The 18519-nt window shown below is 39.1% G+C and carries 18 protein-coding genes; 15 read left to right on the plus strand and 3 right to left on the minus strand.

Annotated features, from left to right (window positions below):
- Window positions 1-6: 6 nt before the first annotated feature.
- Window positions 7-642 (minus strand): GDSL-type esterase/lipase family protein, encoded by a 636-nt coding sequence (locus HWQ49_RS12350; protein ID WP_188207929.1) that lies wholly within the window; start codon window positions 640-642, stop codon window positions 7-9.
- A gap of 80 nt (window positions 643-722) precedes the next feature.
- The gene (locus HWQ49_RS12355; RefSeq protein WP_188207930.1) at window positions 723-1199 is read right to left on the minus strand and encodes a hypothetical protein; all 477 of its coding nucleotides are present in this window, start codon (window positions 1197-1199) and stop codon (window positions 723-725) included.
- Window positions 1200-2008: 809 nt separating this feature from the next.
- On the opposite strand from HWQ49_RS12355, the gene HWQ49_RS12360 reads away from it, so the two are divergent.
- Window positions 2009-2533 carry a GrpB family protein gene (locus HWQ49_RS12360; protein ID WP_188207931.1) on the plus strand — a complete coding sequence of 175 codons (525 nt, stop codon included), beginning with the start codon at window positions 2009-2011 and terminating at the stop codon, window positions 2531-2533.
- Window positions 2534-2640: 107 nt separating this feature from the next.
- On the opposite strand, the gene HWQ49_RS12365 is transcribed toward HWQ49_RS12360, so the two are convergent.
- Window positions 2641-3024, minus strand: coding sequence for a rhodanese-like domain-containing protein (locus HWQ49_RS12365; RefSeq protein ID WP_188207932.1), 384 nt, complete (start codon window positions 3022-3024; stop codon window positions 2641-2643).
- A 161-nt stretch (window positions 3025-3185) separates the two neighbouring features.
- Here HWQ49_RS12365 and HWQ49_RS12370 point away from each other — a divergent pair, with 161 nt between their 5' ends.
- The 14 genes from HWQ49_RS12370 (at window position 3186) to HWQ49_RS12435 (ending at window position 18428) form a co-directional block, all read left to right on the plus strand.
- Entirely contained in the window at window positions 3186-3647 is a 462-nt protein-coding gene (locus tag HWQ49_RS12370) for a GNAT family N-acetyltransferase (RefSeq protein WP_188207933.1), read from the plus strand.
- Between the two features lie 221 nt (window positions 3648-3868).
- Window positions 3869-4828, plus strand: a complete 960-nt coding sequence (locus tag HWQ49_RS12375) for an MBL fold metallo-hydrolase (RefSeq protein WP_188207934.1) — start codon at window positions 3869-3871, stop codon at window positions 4826-4828.
- A gap of 898 nt (window positions 4829-5726) precedes the next feature.
- A complete protein-coding gene (locus HWQ49_RS12380) occupies window positions 5727-6989 on the plus strand; it encodes a YeeE/YedE family protein (protein WP_188207935.1) in 1263 nt (420 codons plus the stop codon).
- A 90-nt stretch (window positions 6990-7079) separates the two neighbouring features.
- On the plus strand, window positions 7080-7484 hold the full coding sequence (locus tag HWQ49_RS12385) for a hypothetical protein (protein ID WP_188207936.1): 405 nt from the start codon (window positions 7080-7082) through the stop codon (window positions 7482-7484).
- Between the two features lie 18 nt (window positions 7485-7502).
- Entirely contained in the window at window positions 7503-7721 is a 219-nt protein-coding gene (locus tag HWQ49_RS12390) for a hypothetical protein (protein ID WP_188207937.1), read from the plus strand.
- Window positions 7722-7799: 78 nt separating this feature from the next.
- Window positions 7800-9443, plus strand: a complete 1644-nt coding sequence (locus tag HWQ49_RS12395) for a CocE/NonD family hydrolase (protein WP_188207938.1) — start codon at window positions 7800-7802, stop codon at window positions 9441-9443.
- Between the two features lie 5 nt (window positions 9444-9448).
- Window positions 9449-10534 (plus strand): alanine racemase, encoded by a 1086-nt coding sequence (locus HWQ49_RS12400; protein WP_188207939.1) that lies wholly within the window; start codon window positions 9449-9451, stop codon window positions 10532-10534.
- A 338-nt stretch (window positions 10535-10872) separates the two neighbouring features.
- Window positions 10873-11265 (plus strand): aspartate 1-decarboxylase, encoded by a 393-nt coding sequence (gene panD, locus HWQ49_RS12405; protein ID WP_188207940.1) that lies wholly within the window; start codon window positions 10873-10875, stop codon window positions 11263-11265.
- A gap of 138 nt (window positions 11266-11403) precedes the next feature.
- Window positions 11404-12978 carry an ATP-binding protein gene (locus HWQ49_RS12410; RefSeq protein WP_188207941.1) on the plus strand — a complete coding sequence of 525 codons (1575 nt, stop codon included), beginning with the start codon at window positions 11404-11406 and terminating at the stop codon, window positions 12976-12978.
- Between the two features lie 11 nt (window positions 12979-12989).
- Window positions 12990-13658 carry a response regulator gene (locus tag HWQ49_RS12415; protein ID WP_188207942.1) on the plus strand — a complete coding sequence of 223 codons (669 nt, stop codon included), beginning with the start codon at window positions 12990-12992 and terminating at the stop codon, window positions 13656-13658.
- Between the two features lie 260 nt (window positions 13659-13918).
- The gene (locus HWQ49_RS12420; RefSeq protein WP_188207943.1) at window positions 13919-14974 is read left to right on the plus strand and encodes a tripartite tricarboxylate transporter substrate binding protein; all 1056 of its coding nucleotides are present in this window, start codon (window positions 13919-13921) and stop codon (window positions 14972-14974) included.
- 79 nt (window positions 14975-15053) lie between these two features.
- Window positions 15054-15512: a tripartite tricarboxylate transporter TctB family protein gene (locus HWQ49_RS12425; RefSeq protein ID WP_188207944.1), complete on the plus strand. Its 459-nt coding sequence runs from the start codon at window positions 15054-15056 to the stop codon at window positions 15510-15512.
- A 12-nt stretch (window positions 15513-15524) separates the two neighbouring features.
- Window positions 15525-17015, plus strand: coding sequence for a tripartite tricarboxylate transporter permease (locus HWQ49_RS12430; protein WP_188207945.1), 1491 nt, complete (start codon window positions 15525-15527; stop codon window positions 17013-17015).
- Between the two features lie 12 nt (window positions 17016-17027).
- Entirely contained in the window at window positions 17028-18428 is a 1401-nt protein-coding gene (locus HWQ49_RS12435) for an SLC13 family permease (RefSeq protein ID WP_188207946.1), read from the plus strand.
- Window positions 18429-18519 lie beyond the last annotated feature (91 nt).

The following is an 18519-nucleotide window of genomic DNA, read 5'->3' on the forward strand; positions in this document are numbered from 1 at the left end:
TTAATTTTATACCAAAGGGTAATAACCAGTTTCTGCTAACTTGTGTGCAATGAGATTATACCCATGTTTATTTGGGTGCATACTTCCAATCGCTAATAACTTCTTCCTTCCTTGATCAAAATGAGGAAGGATGTCAACATATTGGACGATATCAGTAGCAAAATTCTTAAGAATTTGGTTAAAACGATTGACCCAAAAGAGACTATAGCTTAGGTCTGGGTAAGGGTTATAAAGACCGATCAACCGTACGAAATAGGGTGTGGAATGTAAGCTTTTTAACAGCTGAATTTCATGAAGAATGTAAAGAAGGTTTTCGTAAAATTGTTGTTCAGCATGCTCAAAGACGATTGGATTGTACGTCTTTAAAAACATCCGGTTAGCATATAATAAATCATTTCCACCTGTAGTAATGGTAATCATGTTAGCTGGAATCAAGCGAAAACGAACGTGTGGATCTTGTAGCATAGCTCGTAACTGACCACTTGTCATTTTATTTTTGGCAAAAACTTCTGTACGAACTGGACGCCTTAACGTTTTAAGGCTAATTTGAGCATAGCGACTCACGAACCCTCCACTGAAATAATTACCGACACCAAGAGTTAATGAATCGCCTAATGCTCGATAAAACAGATCATCTCCCATTGAAAACACCCATCCTTCATAAGCCATCTCCTACATATAATGAGGGGAGAGGCTAGAAGGTATGGGTGAATCACACTAAATTATAAAAAGAATGGGAATGTTAAACCTCTTAAAAGACCAAATGGGAAGCGACGACGTCTAAAACGACGGAATCTTCTTGGGTAGCCATAACCTGGGCCAAATCCTGGACCAAAACCAGGTCCAAAACCAGGGCCGTATCCATCAAATATACGTTCACCCTCACCGTCACGTTCGTAATCGCCCCAAGGCATAAGAAGTGTTACACCATCATCACCGGTGTCGTCGATAATCCCTTCAACCATCTGTCCGTCCTGTAGTTGAATTTGAACCAAATAAAGATGATGCTGGTGACACATGTCTTGGATTTGTTTAGGATCCATATGTGTTTGATCCATATGATGTGGATTCATGTGGTTTGAATCCATGTATTGTGGTCCCATTTGCTGTGGTGACGGCATCATAGGACCTTGCTGTGGTTGCATAGGCATATGACCACATGGTTGTTGCATCTGTGGTTGTTGATGATAATGACTCATTGAAGTATGACCTCCTTATTGTATTCACCCATAACATATTCAAATATTAGGTAGATGTTACAAGAGTTGGGCAAGAGTGTAGAGTTTTTAGGTGGGACATTTGACTTTAAAGTTGAGGCAGCTGTTTAAAGTACGAAATGGATTAGGATGTTCATTAGCTGTTGGGTAGTTGGTGTTTTTCATTGACGATTTGGGCTACACACGGGGTCAAACCGTCAATGAGAGCAGCAGTCGATGACGTTTTGCGCTTCACATGGGGTCAAACCGTCAATGAAGGCACTAGTCGATGACGATTTGGGCTTCACACGGGGTCAAACCGTCAATGAGAGCACTAGTCGATGACGATTTGGACTTCATAAGGAGGCAAACCGTCAATGAGATCATATCTCCCGTACAATTTACCCCACAAAGTTTCTCATCATATCATTGAGGCCGACACAAAACTCGTAAAGAACATTAATTTATCTAATGCACAATTTAGGTGTTGTGAAATTTGTAGGACTAACTCAGCGGTGGTTGAACTAAGCATCTAAGAAACTTGATTTATTGAGACCCTGGGGAATAAACTGCTGAAATGAAGGTGTTTAGCTCGAGGAGATCCCTAAAGCTATTGGTCAATTGATGGAGAGGGTGATTAAAGAATAATTGCTTGAAGTTATAAAAGTAAGGGTTTTGTTGGAATGAATAGTCTTGTCTATTTTGGTAATTTTTCCAATTATATTATACCACAGTTTTCCAATTTATTTTAGTCTATTATTATATCCTTAAACCTTCTATGATAAAGTAAGATTATTTTAAGGAGGTTTTCTATGTTAGGCGTAAACAAAGGAACTGTCTTATTAAAACCTCATCATGAAGATTATCATCTAATGTTTGAAAAAGAAAAGGTCTTACTAGAAGAGTTATTCGGAGACCATGTTGTAGCAATCGAACATATTGGTAGTACATCTATTAAAGGTATCCAAGCTAAGCCAATTATTGATATTCTAATAGGGGTTCGTGACCTTGAAGCATTTAAACGGATTGAAAAGGTCAACATGAGTAAGAACGATTACTATTTCCTACAGGTGAAAATAGAGGGAAAAGCAGTCATCGCAAAGTTCTCAAGTTTAGAAAACCTTACCAAAACTCACATCCTACACGTCGTAGAGTATGATGGTGATTGGTGGCATGCACATACGGTCTTTCGCAACAGATTAAACGCAGACCCATCTCTTGCCAAGGAATATGAGCAGCTTAAAATTGATTTGGCAGAAAAATATCATGACAATGAGCGGGCTTATATGGATGGAAAACAAGCCTTTGTCAATCGTATCGTTAATGGGAAGGTCTGAGTTACAGAGTAACCCTATTAGTTGCAGTAAGTTTTCTCTCTTGGGTAATGTCGTATCACTTCAAATGTTCGTGACTATTAATACAATTGTAGCTAGAGGTGAGGTAGTTAGTCGACTACCTTACCATCCCAAGAACTCATCCCATCAGCTACGTTTACAACATCAAAGCCCTCATCAGCTAGTATCTCACTAGCTTCAGCCGAACGGTTACCTGTTTCACAAATAATCACATAAGACAAATCAGGTTGAAGAGGGTCAAAGTCTCCATCTTTTAACTCAGATAAAGGCTTGTTAATTGCTCCCTCGATATGGCCAGCTTCATACTCGCTATGTTCACGCACATCGACAATGGTGAATCCTTCTTCTTGTTTGGTTAATACCTCATTTAGTTCGATTGTTTGGAAATCAGCCTCGGCCTCAGTACCACTTCCACAAGCAGAGATTAACATAGTTAATAATAATGTTAGTAAGATTAAAATATATTTTTTCATAAAAAAACCTCCTAAAATCTAATATTAGTTATAGCATTGTTAAAATGAATTGGATACATACACTACCGGTTATGAGCTTTTACGGTTAGAAGTAGAACTGGTACGATGCTCATTGGAATGGATTATATGAAACGAGATCTTTAAAAAAAGGGGGACAGGAGATGAAGTTTATTCCTATTAATCCAATTCAACATCGAGAAGTTACGATAACATTTAGAAGAGACTCCTATAAAGTTAGCTTTGGTCATGATCGAAACTTTGATGATGAGGAATATATAAAATTTCTAGATGTAAAAGTTAGTCAATTCCCGAGTGGCTTTGTATTAGTGAAAGAGCGTGGTGAATTTATTGGGCAACTAGAGCTTTCCATTCGACTATATGAAGGACGACAAATTGGTTATGTACATTTGTTTTATTTAATTCCTAAAGAAAGAGGAACAGGAAAAGGTTTCAAGCTTTATAGCTACGCAAAAGATTTTTTTGAAAAACACCATGTTAATGAATTTCACTTAAGAGTATCACCTACCAATAAACGAGCAAGGAGATACTATGAAAAAATGGGCATGAGAGAACTCAAACCTGAAGTCAATGGTAAGGTGATTAGAATGGTAGGGGAGATTTAACCCTTTTTAATAACGAGCCAAACAAACGTCGCAAAAAAGACGATCCAAAATAGAAGAAATCCGTTACTAAACACAAAATCAAGCATGATGATTCTCCTTTCTTTCTTCATATGTTTACATAGTTGAACAGAAAAAGCTATGGAGAAATCGTGAAATGAGAAGGGAAATCAATAGCTATAATAGAAATTATATAGTAAAGGTTTTAAAGAAAGAGGGAGAGTATGTCGAAGCCAGTAGATTTAGGAAATCAAATATCTCTAATAGACTTGTATGATTTAGGGTTACCTCAGCGAACAGGGTCTTATGTAATACAGGCTGAAGAGTTAACGATCATTGAGACGAGTGCAAGCCCTTCTGTTCCTTATTTACTAGAAGGACTTCAAGATTTGGGATTAAAACCCGAGGATGTCCATCATATTATTGTGACACATATCCATTTAGATCATGCGGGTGGAGTTGGGCTATTATTAGAGAGTTGTCCAAACGCAACAGTTTATGTTCATCCACGCGGAAAACGACATCTGATTGACCCGTCTAAGTTAATTAAAGGTGCACAAGCAGTCTATGGTGACAGATTTGATGAGTTATTCGATCCAATTGTACCAGTTCCTGAGGAGCGTTTAGTAGCAAAGGATGATGGTGATACCCTGGATATTGGTTTTGAGCGGAGGTTGACTTTTTATGATTCACCAGGTCATGCTAAGCATCATTTTTCAATTCATGATTCATTAAGTAATGGCATATTCACAGGTGATACGATCGGTGTCTTCTACCCACAGGTTAAAGGTGTGGATTTCGTTTTACCATCAACTTCACCTAATCAATTTGACCCTGATGCCATGTTAGCATCGCTACAAAAAATAGAAGACTTAGATGTTGATACGATCTTCTTTGGACATTTTGGGAAATCTGACCTTCCTGATTTAGTCTATCAACAAATACGTGAGTGGTTACCGAAGTTTGTAGAAGAAGGTGAGAAGGTGTTAACCAGTCATAAGGATTCGGATATGAACACTCAAACACGCGTGTTAATCGACCGGCTTAATCAGATGGTGATGAGTTATTTAGATGAACAACAATTAGACCGAAATGATCTTGTTAATCAACTTCTAAAAATGGATATGGACGTATGTGCCATGGGGTTGATTGATTACTTACATAAAAAGGTAAGGAGTGTTTAGGTTGAGCTTCACCATGCTACTAGCTTTGGTTGTTGGAGGTATTATTGGAGTATTAGTTGTCGCTATGGTCAATAAAAAATCAGATGACTGATACAAGCCGGTCGTTTAAGATCGGTTTTTTTAATTGGAGGTTGGATTTAATTATTAAGTGGGTCAAACAAGAGAGTGGGGTGCGTCTCTTCCCGTAGTGGTTGTTTAAACGTGATTCCGGTCAAAGAGAGACGTTCTCACTTCCCATAGCAGTCGGTAAAACAAGACTCCGGTCAAAGAGATACGCTCTCTCTTCCCATAGCGATCGATCAAACGAGATTCCGGTCAAAGAGAGGCGTTCTCACTTCCCATAGCAGTCGTTCAAACGAGATTCCGGTCAAAGAGATGCGCTCTCTCTTCCCATAGCAGTCGGTCAAACGAGATTTCGGTCAAAGAGAGGCGCTGTCCCTTCCCATAGCGATCGATCAAACGAGATTCCGGTCAAAGAGAGGCGTTCTCTCTTCCCATAGTAGTCGGTCAAACGAGATTCCGGTCAAAGAGAGGCGTTCTCTCTTCCCATAGCAGTCGGTCAGACGAGATTTCGGTCAAAGAGAGGCGTTCTCTCTTCCCATAGTAGTCGTCAAACGTGATTCCGGTCAAAGAGAGGCGTTCTCTCTTCCCAGAGTAGGTCGTTAAAACCTGCACCTGTCAAATAGAAGCAGTTTCCCCCCACATCCCTCTCATTCTAAGAAGAACCAGGAAAATAGCCTCTCTACCACTTCATCACCTCCCTAAAGCGACCATCCCTTGACAAAAAATGAAAAAGTTCCCATAACGAATTTTTTTTGGGTTGACTAATTGGCTCCAAGCGAATATAGTATAATATGTGTTTATTTCCGAGTAAGTTTATCAGAAAAGGAGAATTAAAATGTCAACAACTAAGATTCAACCGGTTAGTGAAGTAAAAGATCCAGTCACTGTTGATCAACAGGATACTGGTTTAAATAAACCACAAAACAAGTTAATTATTGGTGCGCTTGCTGTTACAGCTGTTTTAATGATTCATTTAATGACATCATATGATGGAGTTCAAGCGTTACTATTGATTATTGGTCTATTATTAGGTTATACGTTATTTCATGCTAGATTCGGGTTTACATCGGCATTCCGTCGTTTAGCATCAGTAGGGAACGGGCAAGCATTAAGATCGCATATGCTCATGTTAGCTGTTGCTGTGACACTATTTGCACCAATTCTAGCATTTGGAATCTCGTTTTTTGATACACCTGTGTCAGGCTATGTATCGCCAGTTGGTGTTAGTTTACTAGTTGGTGCATTTATGTTTGGTGTAGGGATGCAATTAGGTGGTGGCTGTGCATCAGGGACGCTATATGCTGTTGGTGGCGGCCGCTCGGTGATGTTCGTTACTCTATTATTCTTCATCGTTGGTTCAACAATCGGGGCATATCATCTACCATTCTGGACTGAAGAAATGCCTGCTTACCAACCTGTTTCATTAGCAGAAACAACTGGATGGGGATATGGAGGTGCTTGGTTAGTTTCCATTGCATTATTCGGTTTAATTGCTTGGATTACATTAGTCATTGAGAAGAAAAGAAAAGCACCGAAAATGGCACCTCTCCCGACTGAAAAGGGTTGGAAGCGAATCTTCCGTGGGTCATGGCCATTATTTGCAGCTGCAATCGCTTTAGCTGTGTTGAATGCTCTGACTTTAATGACACGTGGTCAGCCATGGGGTGTCACGTCAGCATTTGCCTTATGGGGATCTAAGGTTGCTGATTTTATTGGTATCGATGTAGCTAGTTGGAGTTACTGGCAAGGCGCTAATGCTGCTGCCTTAGAAGCTTCCATTCTAGCAGACTCAACAACAGTCCTAAACTTTGGAGTTATTATCGGTGCGTTTATTGCATCAGCAGCAGGAGGCTTATTTAAGTTTTCTAAACTGACAAAAGGAAATGTATCCGCAGCGATCATTGGTGGATTACTAATGGGTTATGGAGCTCGACTAGCATTTGGTTGTAATATTGGTGCTTACTTTGGTGGTATTGCTTCATTTAGTCTACACGGCTACATTTGGGGAATACTCGCCTTAGCAGGAACGTTCTTAGCTTTATATCTAAGGCCGTTATTTGGACTCTCCGTACCCAAATCAAAAGACTCATTCTGTTAGAGGAAAACTCCCATGTGAACTATTCGCATGGGAGTTTTATTATGTTGAATGGTGGAAAAATATGTTACCATGCTTGTGGGAGTGGTATAAATGAAAAGGTTAATCCTACTTTTAGTGATGTTCCTTATTAGTTGTGGAGTCCTTGAAGAGGAGCCTACTAAAGAAGATGTAGAAGTGTTTATTGGAAACCTAACGTTTCATGAAGAAAGTACATATGCCAAAATTAATTCATATACCATGACGTTTGGTGAAGGAGATGATCTCCGAGTAGAAGCATATTTGATTGAAGACTTCTATGATGAAAATGATCATTATCTGGAAACACACTTAACGCATTCAACCACTGAAGATGGGGATGATGTAGAGGTTGTCAATGAACCACATGCAATTCTACTTGATGATGAAACGGACATACATCAGTCGATCGATTTAAGTGAAAGTGAACAAGAACAGGTGCTTCAGCATATTGAGCAGATTTTTGATAGTAAACATTAATGTATTGGTGAATCGTGAGTGTGTAAGTGTTATAAACATGACAGTTTTAGAGTTCTATTGTTAGTGGGCTTAACCTTAGTTCTAGCGTTATTTACAGCATTTGGACGTCGTGCTTTTTGGCCAGCTCAACCGAAAGTAGGAGAGGATTCGTTAGAGAAGAGTCATTTTTGGGCGAAAATGAGTAAAGTGGCCACAACCAAGCCGATTTTATTAGGACTTTTGTTAATATCCCCTTAAACAATAGGGGCTTTTTTATTTTAAAGGATTTTTGGTTCGAATGTCGAAATATACTACCAAAAGGGAGGTAGATTCACGATGACTTATCGAGTGATGAGAGATATGAAAATTCCACTACGAGATGGCGTATTACTGTCAGCTGATCTTTATTATCCAGAACAAGATGGTGAATATCCAGCGATTGTCGTACGTACACCTTATGGAAAAACACGTGAGAAGGAGCATCAGCAAGGGGAGTATTTTGCTGAACATGGTTATGTGGTTGTAAATGTTGATGTGCGTGGTCGTGGTGACTCAGAAGGAGAGTTTGTTCCATATAGAAATGACGGGGTAGATGGCTATGATGTGATTGAGTGGGTGGCAGAGCAGCCTTGGTGTGACGGTAATGTTGGAACTTTGGGTGGCTCTTATTTAGGGCGAATTCAGTTTTTAACAGCGCTTGAACAGCCACCGTCTTTAAAAGCGATGGTACCTTTAGTCACCCCATCTGATCCTTTTGTGGAATGGCCTACAGGTTTGCCAAACCCAATGCATATTTGTTGGCTATATATGACCAGAGGAAAAGTGATGCAAAATATTAATTTAGTTGACTGGCAAAAGGTTTATTGGCACTTACCTTATTATGAAATGGATACTGAGACTGGGTGGTATTCAGAGCAGTGGCGCGAGGAAATTGAGCACCCGTACTTTGATGATTATTGGAAACACATCGCTTATCAGCATCGTTTTGATGAGATTGATGTGCCAACGTTACATATATCGGGATGGTATGATGATGAGCAGATTGGTACCCCATTGAACTTCCGTGGTATGGTGGAGGCAGGAAAAGACAATCAACATTTGTTAATGGGTCCTTGGCCACACCAATTAAATAAATCGACTAGACTGGGTGACTTAGATTTTGGTGAAGACTCTTTGATTAATATGAATGACTATCAACGTCGATTTTTTGATTATTATTTAAAAGGCTTAGAAACAGATTTTACTGAAAAAGATCCTGTTGATATTTTTGTGATGGGTGAAAATAAGTGGTATCAAGAAAAATCCTGGCCACTACCAGGTACGAAGTGGACGGAGTTTTACTTGAGTAGTGGTGGGCGAGCGAATAGCCGTTTTGGAGATGGTAAGTTAGGTGAAAAACTACCAGCTGAAGGTAGTGCAGAATTGGATCAGTACGCTTACGACCCAGCTGACCCTGTGCCATTTATTACGGAGATGGTATCTCATCAAATAGGTGGTCCGGATGATTATTCCTCTGTCGAGCGTCGGGATGATGTCCTTGTTTATACGAGTGCCGTTTTAGAAGAAGATGTTGAAGTAACAGGTCCAGTGAAAGCGAATCTATTTGTTTCAACCGACGCGAAGGATACTGATTTTACGGTGAAACTACTAGATGTTAGACCGAGTGGAGTGGCGCAACGGTTAACGGATGGATTAGTACGAGGTCGATTTCGAAATGGGACAGACCAACCTGAATTAATGGAGCCTGGCGAAGTCTATCAAGTTGAAGTCGATTGTTGGAATACATCACATGTCTTCAAAAAAGGTCACCAGATTCGAATTGAAGTTGCTTCGAGCGCATTTCCTAAGTATGATCGAAACCTCAATACAGGAGATACCTTAGGGAAAACATCTGAAATGAAGGTGGCTAATCAGACCGTTTATCATTCTGAAAAATATCCATCTTCTATAACACTGCCAATTATTAATAGAAATGGGTGAGTAAGATGAACATCGATACGCCGAGTCTATTGCTTCATGAAGAGAAGCTAGAAAGAAATATGCAACGAATCTCTGACTTTGTACAGTCTCAAGGGATCGCTTTACGTCCTCATACTAAAACCCATAAAAGTGTAGAGATTGCAAAAAGACAAGTTCAAGGTGGAGCAGTTGGTGTAACGGTTGCTAAATTAGATGAAGCGGAAGTGCTGATTGATGGGGGTATTGATCATGTCTTTATAGCCTATCCTTTAACGGCGCCAAAGAAAGTTGAGCGCCTAAAAGCCTTAAGCGCACGAGCAGGTTTAATTGCAAGTGTTGACTCTAGGGTTGGTGCCGATTTACTGAGTGATGCTTTTTCAGAAGCTCCTCTAGAAGTATGGATCAAGGTTAATTCCGGGTTGAATCGATGTGGGGTTGAACCGGAAAATGAAACATTAGAGTTAGCGCAGTATATCAGTACCCTTCCTGGACTTAAGTTAACCGGCCTATATACTCATGCAGGTCACTCGTATGCGGCAAAGTCTGAAGAGCAACGTTTTGAAATTGCTAAACAGGAAGCAGAAAGTATCGTGAAAAGTGCCGAACTGTGTGAAGAAAAGGGGATTCCAATCCCAAATAGAAGCGTAGGTGCTACGCCAACGTTTATGGAGTCTGGAAAAGCCTCTGGTATTACGGAGGTTCGCCCAGGTAATGCAGTGTTTTTTGATATGGTACAAGTCGGGCTTGGGGTGGCTAAAATAGAGGATTGTGCTTTAACGGTTTTAGCAACGGTAGTGGCTAAGCATCGTGATCGCTTGGTTATTGATGCAGGAAGTAAAGCTCTTTCTTTAGAACAAGGAGTTCACGGAAATAAGAGCGTCGTTGGTTTTGGTCATGTCGTTGGTTATCCTGATTTAGTGATTGAGCGCTTATCTGAAGAACATGGCGTTATTCCTGTCGATGGTTATACACCCTTAGATATCAACGACACCGTAGAAATTATTCCTAATCATGCATGTGTAGTAGCTAACTTATTTAACCGTTATACGATTAAAAAAGAAAACGGCATCGTCCATTATTGGCCAGTGGATGCACGTGGTGGTGTAAAATAGCCTTTTAAAATTGGCTCTGTTAAAGTTTGGTGTTGATAATTTAAGGAATAGTTCTTAGTTGTTGTATGGTGAAAAGCGAAGCACCATAACAACAACGGACTTTAACAGAGCGTTAAAATTAAGGGAAAGGTCGTAAACTTCTGTTTAATTAGTGTTTTAGTGAGTTCACACTATGCTAATAATCTTATAAGAACACCTAGTTGTTCGGTAGGAATTTTTTATCTTCTGAATATTATATATTTATAGAATGTACAGTCTTAGATAGTTATAATTATTAGTAGAGTTACAACATTGGTTAACATATCTAATCATATGAAAAAGAACTGAGGAGGAGTCTCATGCATCGTTTAATGTGTAAAGGTAAAATTCATAGAGCAACTGTAACAGAGGCTGAACTGGATTATGTTGGCAGCATCACAATTGATTATAAGCTAATGAAAGAAGCGAACATAAAACCATATGAAATGGTTCAAATTACAAGCCTCAAAAATGCAACGAGGTGGAAAACCTATGCGATCCCCGCACCTGAAGGTTCCAATCGAATTTGTCTAAATGGACCACCCGCTCATTTATTTAGCCCAGGAGACATTGTGATTATCCTAAGTCTAGGGCTTATGACAGATGAAGAAGTCGATGATTTAAAGCCAAGAGTGGTATTTGTTGATGATGAAAACAACATCACTAAAATCGAAGAGCATGACCTACACTGGCCAGAAGGTGTAGAGTTATAAAGTAAATCTAAAAAAGAGTTGCCGAAATTAAAATAAGGCAACTCTTTTTTAGATGATTATAGCACAATTTATTTGAACGGTTTTTCGACAAATTTCGAGAAGTGACAGGCACTTAAACGGGAGGTACCAGGCACTCATATGCGATCATTAAAAACTAAGATTATTACGTTGGTGGCGTTGTTGCTGATTTTGGTTATTTTGCTTATTACGGCTATTTTTTCTTATATTGAGTGGAGTAAGACGAAGGAGAATATTGGGCAGCGTGCTTTGGATGTGGCGACGTCTATTTCACATACGCCGGAGGTTATAGAAGCATTTGAATTAGATAATCCATCAGAAGTCATTCAACCTATAGCTGAAGATATTCGTAAAGCAATTGGAGCAGAGTTTATTGTAGTTGGTAACGAAGATAGTATTCGTTACTCGCATCCTAATGAAGATCGCCTTGGATTGAGGATGGTAGGGGGAGATAACGACCGTGCATTAATACATGGCGAGTATTATAAATCCGAAGCGGTCGGGTCATTAGGACCTTCTTTAAGAGGTAAAGCACCTATATTCAACGAAGAAGATGAAATTATTGGAATCGTTTCTGTTGGTTTTATGCAGGAGGATATCAGAAGTATTATTTTTGATCGACTAAGGACTTTATTTATGAGTTCCTCTATAATATTGGCGCTCGGTGTTTTAGGGAGTATTTTTCTAACTAATAGTATAAGAAAAGATATATTAGGTTTAGAGCCTCACGAAATTGTTCAACTCTATCGCGAGCGAAGAGCCGTCCTACGTTCAATTAAAGAAGGAATCATTGCTATTGACCGGAATGGAAAGATTACGATTATGAACCACTCGGCGAGGAAAATGCTAGACTTAACCGAAGAGGAAAAGTCACAACACATTGATGAAGTACTACCTAACACTAAGGTGTATCAAGTATTAGAACATGGAGAGCCAGAATATGATGATGAAATGATCTTAAAAGATCGGGTTGTTATTGTGAGTCATACCCCTATCTGGGAAGAAAATGAAGTTGTCGGTGTCGTGGCTAGTTTTCGGGATAAAACGGAAATTCAGGATATGATTAATACACTGTCAGAGGTAAAAAATTACTCAGAAGATTTAAGAGCACAAACCCACGAATATACTAATAAACTTTATGTTATATCAGGTCTATTGCAATTAGGTAATTATCAAGAAGCTATTAATATGATCCAAGAAGAATCAAAGCAACACAATCACCAAACAAAAACCTTATTTTCCAATGTTGAAGATCAATCTGTACAAGCTATTTTATTAGGAAAGTTAGGAAAAGCATCTGAGAAAAAGATTGATTTAATTATTGATGAAGGTAGTTCCATGTCAACATCACCAGAGCATATTAGTACATCCAAACTAGTGACCATTCTAGGTAATTTAATCGATAATGCGATGGAAGCAGTTAGTCATAAAGAACATGGGAAAGTTGTTTTTTCTGTAACAGACCTAGGGAATGATATAATTTTTGAAGTAAGTGATCAAGGTGATGGAATCCGTGAAGAGGATCAACAGAGGATCTTTGATAAAGGATTTTCTACTAAAGGACATAGAGATCGAGGATACGGCTTATTTATTGTTGAAGAAGTTGTACACGAACTAAACGGAACCATTGAAGTCCATAGTGAACCAGGTCAAGGGACTGTATTTATCGTTTATTTACCTAAACAAAAAAACTAGAGGTGATAACCATGCTTAAAGTCGCTATAACTGAAGATGATTATCGTGTGGCTTCCATACATGAAGGCTTCCTTGCACAAGTTGAGGGGTGCGAATTGGTCTTTAAAGCTCTGACTGCAGAAGATACTTTAGAAAAACTTAAGCAAGTCGAAGTCGATTTAATTTTATTAGATATTTATATGCCAGATCGGTTAGGTATCGATATTATCGAGGAAATTAAAAAAATTAGTCCACGAATTGGGATTATCATGATTAGTGCTGGTACGGATAAAGAGATTGTCCATAAAGCCCTCTATAAAGGGGTTTTCGATTATATAATAAAGCCTGTAACCATGGAAAGGTTCGTCAAAACCGTAGAGAAGTATAAAGACTTTTTAGCCCAATTGGAACAACGAGATGAAATCGATCAACAGTTTTTAGACCAATATTTTGGACACCGAGAGCAACAAAGCCAAGAAGAGAATACCCCTAAAGGAATTGATCCATTGACCTTAAAAAAAGTTAAGGAAATTCTTCATAATGAAAATGGAGTGACAGCTGAGGAAATGGGCGAACAGATGGGAGCTTCACGTACGACAGCTAGACGTTATTTAGAGTATTTAATCTCAGAGGGTGAGTGTCATGCTGAACTTGAGTATGGGATCGTTGGAAGACCAGAGCGCCGTTATTATAAGAGCTAGAGTGAACCATCACTTTAGCTCTTTTTTTATTAGTCCGTTAAAACTAATGTGTTGTTCATAGGTTGATTGAAATTTGACAGAGCAAGAAGTCGTACTAAATCAACTTCGTGAACAAAATGAACAAAATAAATAAAAAGTTAAAAATGAGACTTATTTTGAAAACGGTTACATCCTAAAGATTAAGAATTATCATAGTAAACAGCAAATTTAATTGTGACATTTTTATAAAAATGATTTGAACAATAAGGGGAGGAAAAATTATGAAGAAGTTATTAGGTGTTTCGTTTTTAGTACTAATGTTAATCTTCTTAGCTGCATGTGGTGATGACACATCGACTGAGGAAGATACAGAGAGTAATGAAGATACTACATCAGAAGGTGATGTAGACAGTGAAGAGAATGGAGATTGGGAGCCTGAACAGAGTATTGAAATTGTCGCTCCAGCTGGTGCAGGAGGCGGTTGGGATACAACGGCACGTATGACTGCACAAACACTAACTGAAGAAGGTTTGATTGATCAGAGCATTGGAGTTGTTAATGAGCCAGGTGGTGGTGGAGCCGTCGGTTGGGCTAGTATTGCCAATAAAGAGGGAAGTCCATATGATTTATTCGTTTCATCTTCACCAATTCTACTTGTACCATTGAATGGTCAGTCTGAATATGGTCATGAAGATTTCACGCCAATTGCAAATATAATTGCTGAGTATGCTGGGTTTGCTGTAAGAGAAGATGCTGAGTGGGATACTTTACCAGAGTTGTTTGAATCAATGAAAGAAGACCCATCAGAAATAACAGTTGTCGGAACGTCTTCTCCAGGTAGTATGGACCATATTCAATTCGTTCGCTTTGCTAAAGAGGCTGGTGTTGATATTACACAAATTAAATACGTATCAGCTCCAGATGCTGGTGGGGTCACCCAGTTATTAAATGGTAGTGCTGATGTATTCTCAACAGGAGTCGGTGAAGTTGTCGAACAAGTTAGATCTGGTGATGTTCGTTTACTAGCTGTAACTTCAGAAGAGCGTCTAGAAGGTGATGTCTTATCGGAAATTCCAACAGCTAAAGAGCAGGGTATCGACGAAACGTTTGTTAACTGGCGTGGCTTCTTTGGACCACCAGAGATGGACCAAGCAGCTATTGACTATTATGAAGCAAAGTTTAAAGAATTAAGTGATTCTGACGCATTTGCTGAAATTCGCGACAATTACAATTGGGAAGAAATGTTCATGGGTAGCGAAGAATATGAAGAGTTCCTTGACCAAGAGAAAGAATCATTTCAGGAAATTCTAGATGAATTGGATTTATCTGAAGAATAAATAATTAAAAGAGGAAGTCAACGGGATTCTACCGTTGACTTCTCCATATTTTAGAAAGGCTGAGGGGAGGCGATTAACTGTGCTAAAAGGAGTAAATAGAAAGTTAGGCTTAGTCATTTTTCTATTATCAGCAGGCTATTTGACCTTAAGCTATAATCTTCCGACGTACCCATATATTCCGGTAGATGCGGATGTTATACCAAAGACACTAGGATGGATTTTATTAGTTTTATCTATTGCCTTATTTTTTGCAAAAGATCAGGATAGTGAAGAGCAGAAAGCAAGACGTCATATTCCTAGAGAAGATGTGAAAGCTTTACTTGGTGTATTTGTATTCGTGTTCATTTACATTACCTTGTTTGAAACTATTGGATTTATCATCATGACTGCCGCTTTTGTGTTTTTCTGCTCATGGTTCTTAGGATATAAGCAACATGTAGTCAATGCATTAGTATCTATTTTATTTCCGGTATTTTTGTATAGTGTATTTGTCTTTTTATTAAGTATTAATCTACCACAAGGAATATTACCGTTTTAAAGGAGGGATCATATGGGAGCGGTTGAAGGAATTTTAACAGGTTTTGAAGTGGCCCTTAGTTTAGAAGGGATTATGTTTGTTTTATTAGGTGTTTTTGTTGGTACATTCATTGGTATGTTACCAGGGTTAGGGCCGATTAGTGCCATTGCCATTATGATTCCTATTACATATGGCATGAATCCAACTTTAGCGCTTGTTATGATGGCAGGGGTCTATTATGGTGCAGTGTTTGGTGGTTCAACATCTTCTATTCTATTAAATGCACCAGGGATTTCTGGAACAGTAGCAACATCATTTGACGGTTATCCTTTGGCACAAAAAGGCCAAGCTGGTAAGGCGCTGGCGATTGCAGCGATTTCTTCATTCGTTGGGGGAACCATCAGCGTAGTTTTATTAATGATTTTTGCTCCAGTTCTTGCTAGTGTTGCTGTTTCATTCGGGCCACCCGCCTACTTTGCTCTAATGCTACTAGGTTTGACGGCGATTGCTAGTTTATCAGAAGGGTCTACCATTAAGGCGTTGATCGCAGCGATCGTTGGTTTTATGATTGCAACCATTGGGATTGATCCACAAACGGGGACAGGAAGGTTTACGTTTGGAAGCGCCAATTTACTAGATGGAATTGACTTCTTGGTTATTGCTCTTGGTTTATTTGCTATTGCAGAGGTTTGTTTCTTAGTTATGAATCGTCGCAAGAAGTCAGTTACAAATGGAAAAGATATCGGAAGTCTAAAACTATCTAAACAAGATGCAAAAGAAATCAGTGGTCCTGCCGGGAGACAGTCGTTCCTTGGTTTTATCCTAGGTATTCTTCCAGGAGCTGGTGCGACAATTGCATCATTTATTAGCTATATAACAGAAAAGAGAATCGCTAAGAAACCTGAGGAATTTGGCAAAGGTGCTCTAAAAGGTATTGCTGCTCCAGAAGCATCCAACAATGCAGCAACTAGTGGTTCTTTTGTACCTTTACTCAGTCTTGGTATTCCTGGTTCAGGTACAACGGCAGTCATGTTAGGGGCATTCTTAGTCCTAGGTGTTCAGCCTGGTCCAATGCTAATGGGAGACCAACCAGAGATTTTCTGGGGAATCATCGCGAGTATGTATATCGGTAATATCTTTCTACTGATTCTGAATCTACCATTAATTCCTTACATCTCAAGAATCTTAACGGTGCCTAGACCTTTACTAATCTCATTAGTCATCATGTTTAGTTTAATCGGCGTCTATGCGATAAGCTTTAGTACATTTGATTTATACTTATTGCTCGCATTTGGTGTACTTGGATTTATCATGAGAATCTTTGCGTTTCCTGCTCCACCGTTCATTTTAGCCTTCATTTTAGGAGGTATGATGGAACAATCCTTTAGGCAGGCAATGACTAGTTCTGGTGGTAACATATCAGTTTTCTTTACAAACAATATTTCTCTAGTATTAATTATTTTGTCGGTAATCTCTTTCGCATTCCCGATTATTAGGAACTTACGTAAGAAGAAAGCTCACTAAAGAAGGTTTATCATGCGAAATATCCTTCAGACGAGTAGAGGTTCTCTGTTTGCATGGGTGTCATTGGTTGGAGTTTTTTTGCTTGGTAGAGTCACATTTCTTGAATCTTTTTCAACCGAACAACAATTCACATTACTCATACTAGTCGTTGCTATTTATTTGTGGACAGCTTCCTCCATGCCTTCGGGTGCAGCCAGTGTGTTTGTATTAGCTTTAATCATTGGTTTTGGGGTAGTAGAAGAAGCAGAAATGGCTTTCCAAGGTTTCTTATCGACAGGGCTTTATTTTATTGTACTGCTCTCTTTAATTAGCCAAGTATTAGTGAAGGTTGGCTTTGATCAAGTCGTGGCGAGGTTGTTTCAGCGGTTAAGTGGAGGGCGATTAATCAGAATTATGATGATGTTACCTCTTATTATGCTGTTACTTCCGATTATTTTACCGTCGGCTGTAGCGAGGTATAAAATTTTATATCCTTTAACCGTTAAGATCAATGATTTGAATGGACTTAGAAAACGGAGTGCCTTTCATAAGTTTAGCCTTTTTTGTGTAAGTTATATCAATCAAAAGGCAACATATGTAGTGTTTACTGGTGGTGGGTTTGCCGTTATTGCTTATCAATTAATGAGTGATTACGGTGTTGGTCAACTTCAGTGGCTTGAATGGTTTATGTTGATGGCACCTCCCCTATGGACTTCGATCTTATTAACGTCAGTGATCGTTTGGTTTTACTTTAAGTGGTCTCAAAATGGTCAAGATGAACTAAAGCTAAACCAATCTAAACCTAAATTAGATCAAGATCACAAGCCTTCACATGAACATTTCTGGCCAGTTGTGATTGCTTTCTCCGTAATGGTGTTAGCTTGGATGGTTACCGACCCAACGTCCGTACCGATTATACTTCCACCTATGCTACTGGTTGCATTTTACGGCTTGCCAAGATTCGGTTTGGTCAATAACCAGGTTATCAGAAGCTTTGATTGGGAAACGTTTTTATTATTGGGAACTTCATTTTCTTTAGGATTCATTATGGCCGAAAATGGTACGGCTGAGATGATCGCGCATGGATTAATTCAGCTAGTGCCAAATGGTACATATAATTGGCTAATGATCGTTTATTTTATATTCTTTATCGGAATCTTAAGAATGATGTTCACCAATTCAACATCAGCCATTGTCGTTATTTTCCCAATCATTCTGTCTTACGGTGATTTAGTCGATATATCTCCGGTTGCACTCGCATTTTTAATAATTATGGTTCTTGGTGGTATGCTTCTAATACCAATTCATGCCCCGACTACTTATTATGCAAGTCAAACAGGCGTCTACACAAGAAAAGAACAATTGGTCATCGGTGTGATCTCAGGAACAGTCGTATCCCTCGTTGCCGGCCTAGCAGTATTCCTATATTGGTAAGAAAAAGCAGCCCCTTTTATTGAACTGCACCCCAAAAAGTGGACAGTATTAAAAAAACTACGCAGCTAAAAGGTGATCCCGATACTGATTC

Origin of the sequence: Alkalibacillus aidingensis, assembly GCF_014595945.1 — a bacterium.
GTDB lineage: Bacteria > Bacillota > Bacilli > Bacillales > Alkalibacillaceae > Alkalibacillus > Alkalibacillus aidingensis.

Coding starts and splice junctions, on each gene's coding strand:
- HWQ49_RS12350 (WP_188207929.1), bottom strand. CDS start 642: ATGGGAGATGATCTGTTTTATCGAGCATTAGGCGATTCATTAACTCTT.
- HWQ49_RS12355 (WP_188207930.1), bottom strand. CDS start 1,199: ATGAGTCATTATCATCAACAACCACAGATGCAACAACCATGTGGTCAT.
- HWQ49_RS12360 (WP_188207931.1), top strand. CDS start 2,009: ATGTTAGGCGTAAACAAAGGAACTGTCTTATTAAAACCTCATCATGAA.
- HWQ49_RS12365 (WP_188207932.1), bottom strand. CDS start 3,024: ATGAAAAAATATATTTTAATCTTACTAACATTATTATTAACTATGTTA.
- HWQ49_RS12370 (WP_188207933.1), top strand. CDS start 3,186: ATGAAGTTTATTCCTATTAATCCAATTCAACATCGAGAAGTTACGATA.
- HWQ49_RS12375 (WP_188207934.1), top strand. CDS start 3,869: ATGTCGAAGCCAGTAGATTTAGGAAATCAAATATCTCTAATAGACTTG.
- HWQ49_RS12380 (WP_188207935.1), top strand. CDS start 5,727: ATGTCAACAACTAAGATTCAACCGGTTAGTGAAGTAAAAGATCCAGTC.
- HWQ49_RS12385 (WP_188207936.1), top strand. CDS start 7,080: ATGAAAAGGTTAATCCTACTTTTAGTGATGTTCCTTATTAGTTGTGGA.
- HWQ49_RS12395 (WP_188207938.1), top strand. CDS start 7,800: ATGACTTATCGAGTGATGAGAGATATGAAAATTCCACTACGAGATGGC.
- HWQ49_RS12400 (WP_188207939.1), top strand. CDS start 9,449: ATGAACATCGATACGCCGAGTCTATTGCTTCATGAAGAGAAGCTAGAA.
- panD (WP_188207940.1), top strand. CDS start 10,873: ATGCATCGTTTAATGTGTAAAGGTAAAATTCATAGAGCAACTGTAACA.
- HWQ49_RS12410 (WP_188207941.1), top strand. CDS start 11,404: ATGCGATCATTAAAAACTAAGATTATTACGTTGGTGGCGTTGTTGCTG.
- HWQ49_RS12415 (WP_188207942.1), top strand. CDS start 12,990: ATGCTTAAAGTCGCTATAACTGAAGATGATTATCGTGTGGCTTCCATA.
- HWQ49_RS12420 (WP_188207943.1), top strand. CDS start 13,919: ATGAAGAAGTTATTAGGTGTTTCGTTTTTAGTACTAATGTTAATCTTC.
- HWQ49_RS12430 (WP_188207945.1), top strand. CDS start 15,525: ATGGGAGCGGTTGAAGGAATTTTAACAGGTTTTGAAGTGGCCCTTAGT.
- HWQ49_RS12435 (WP_188207946.1), top strand. CDS start 17,028: ATGCGAAATATCCTTCAGACGAGTAGAGGTTCTCTGTTTGCATGGGTG.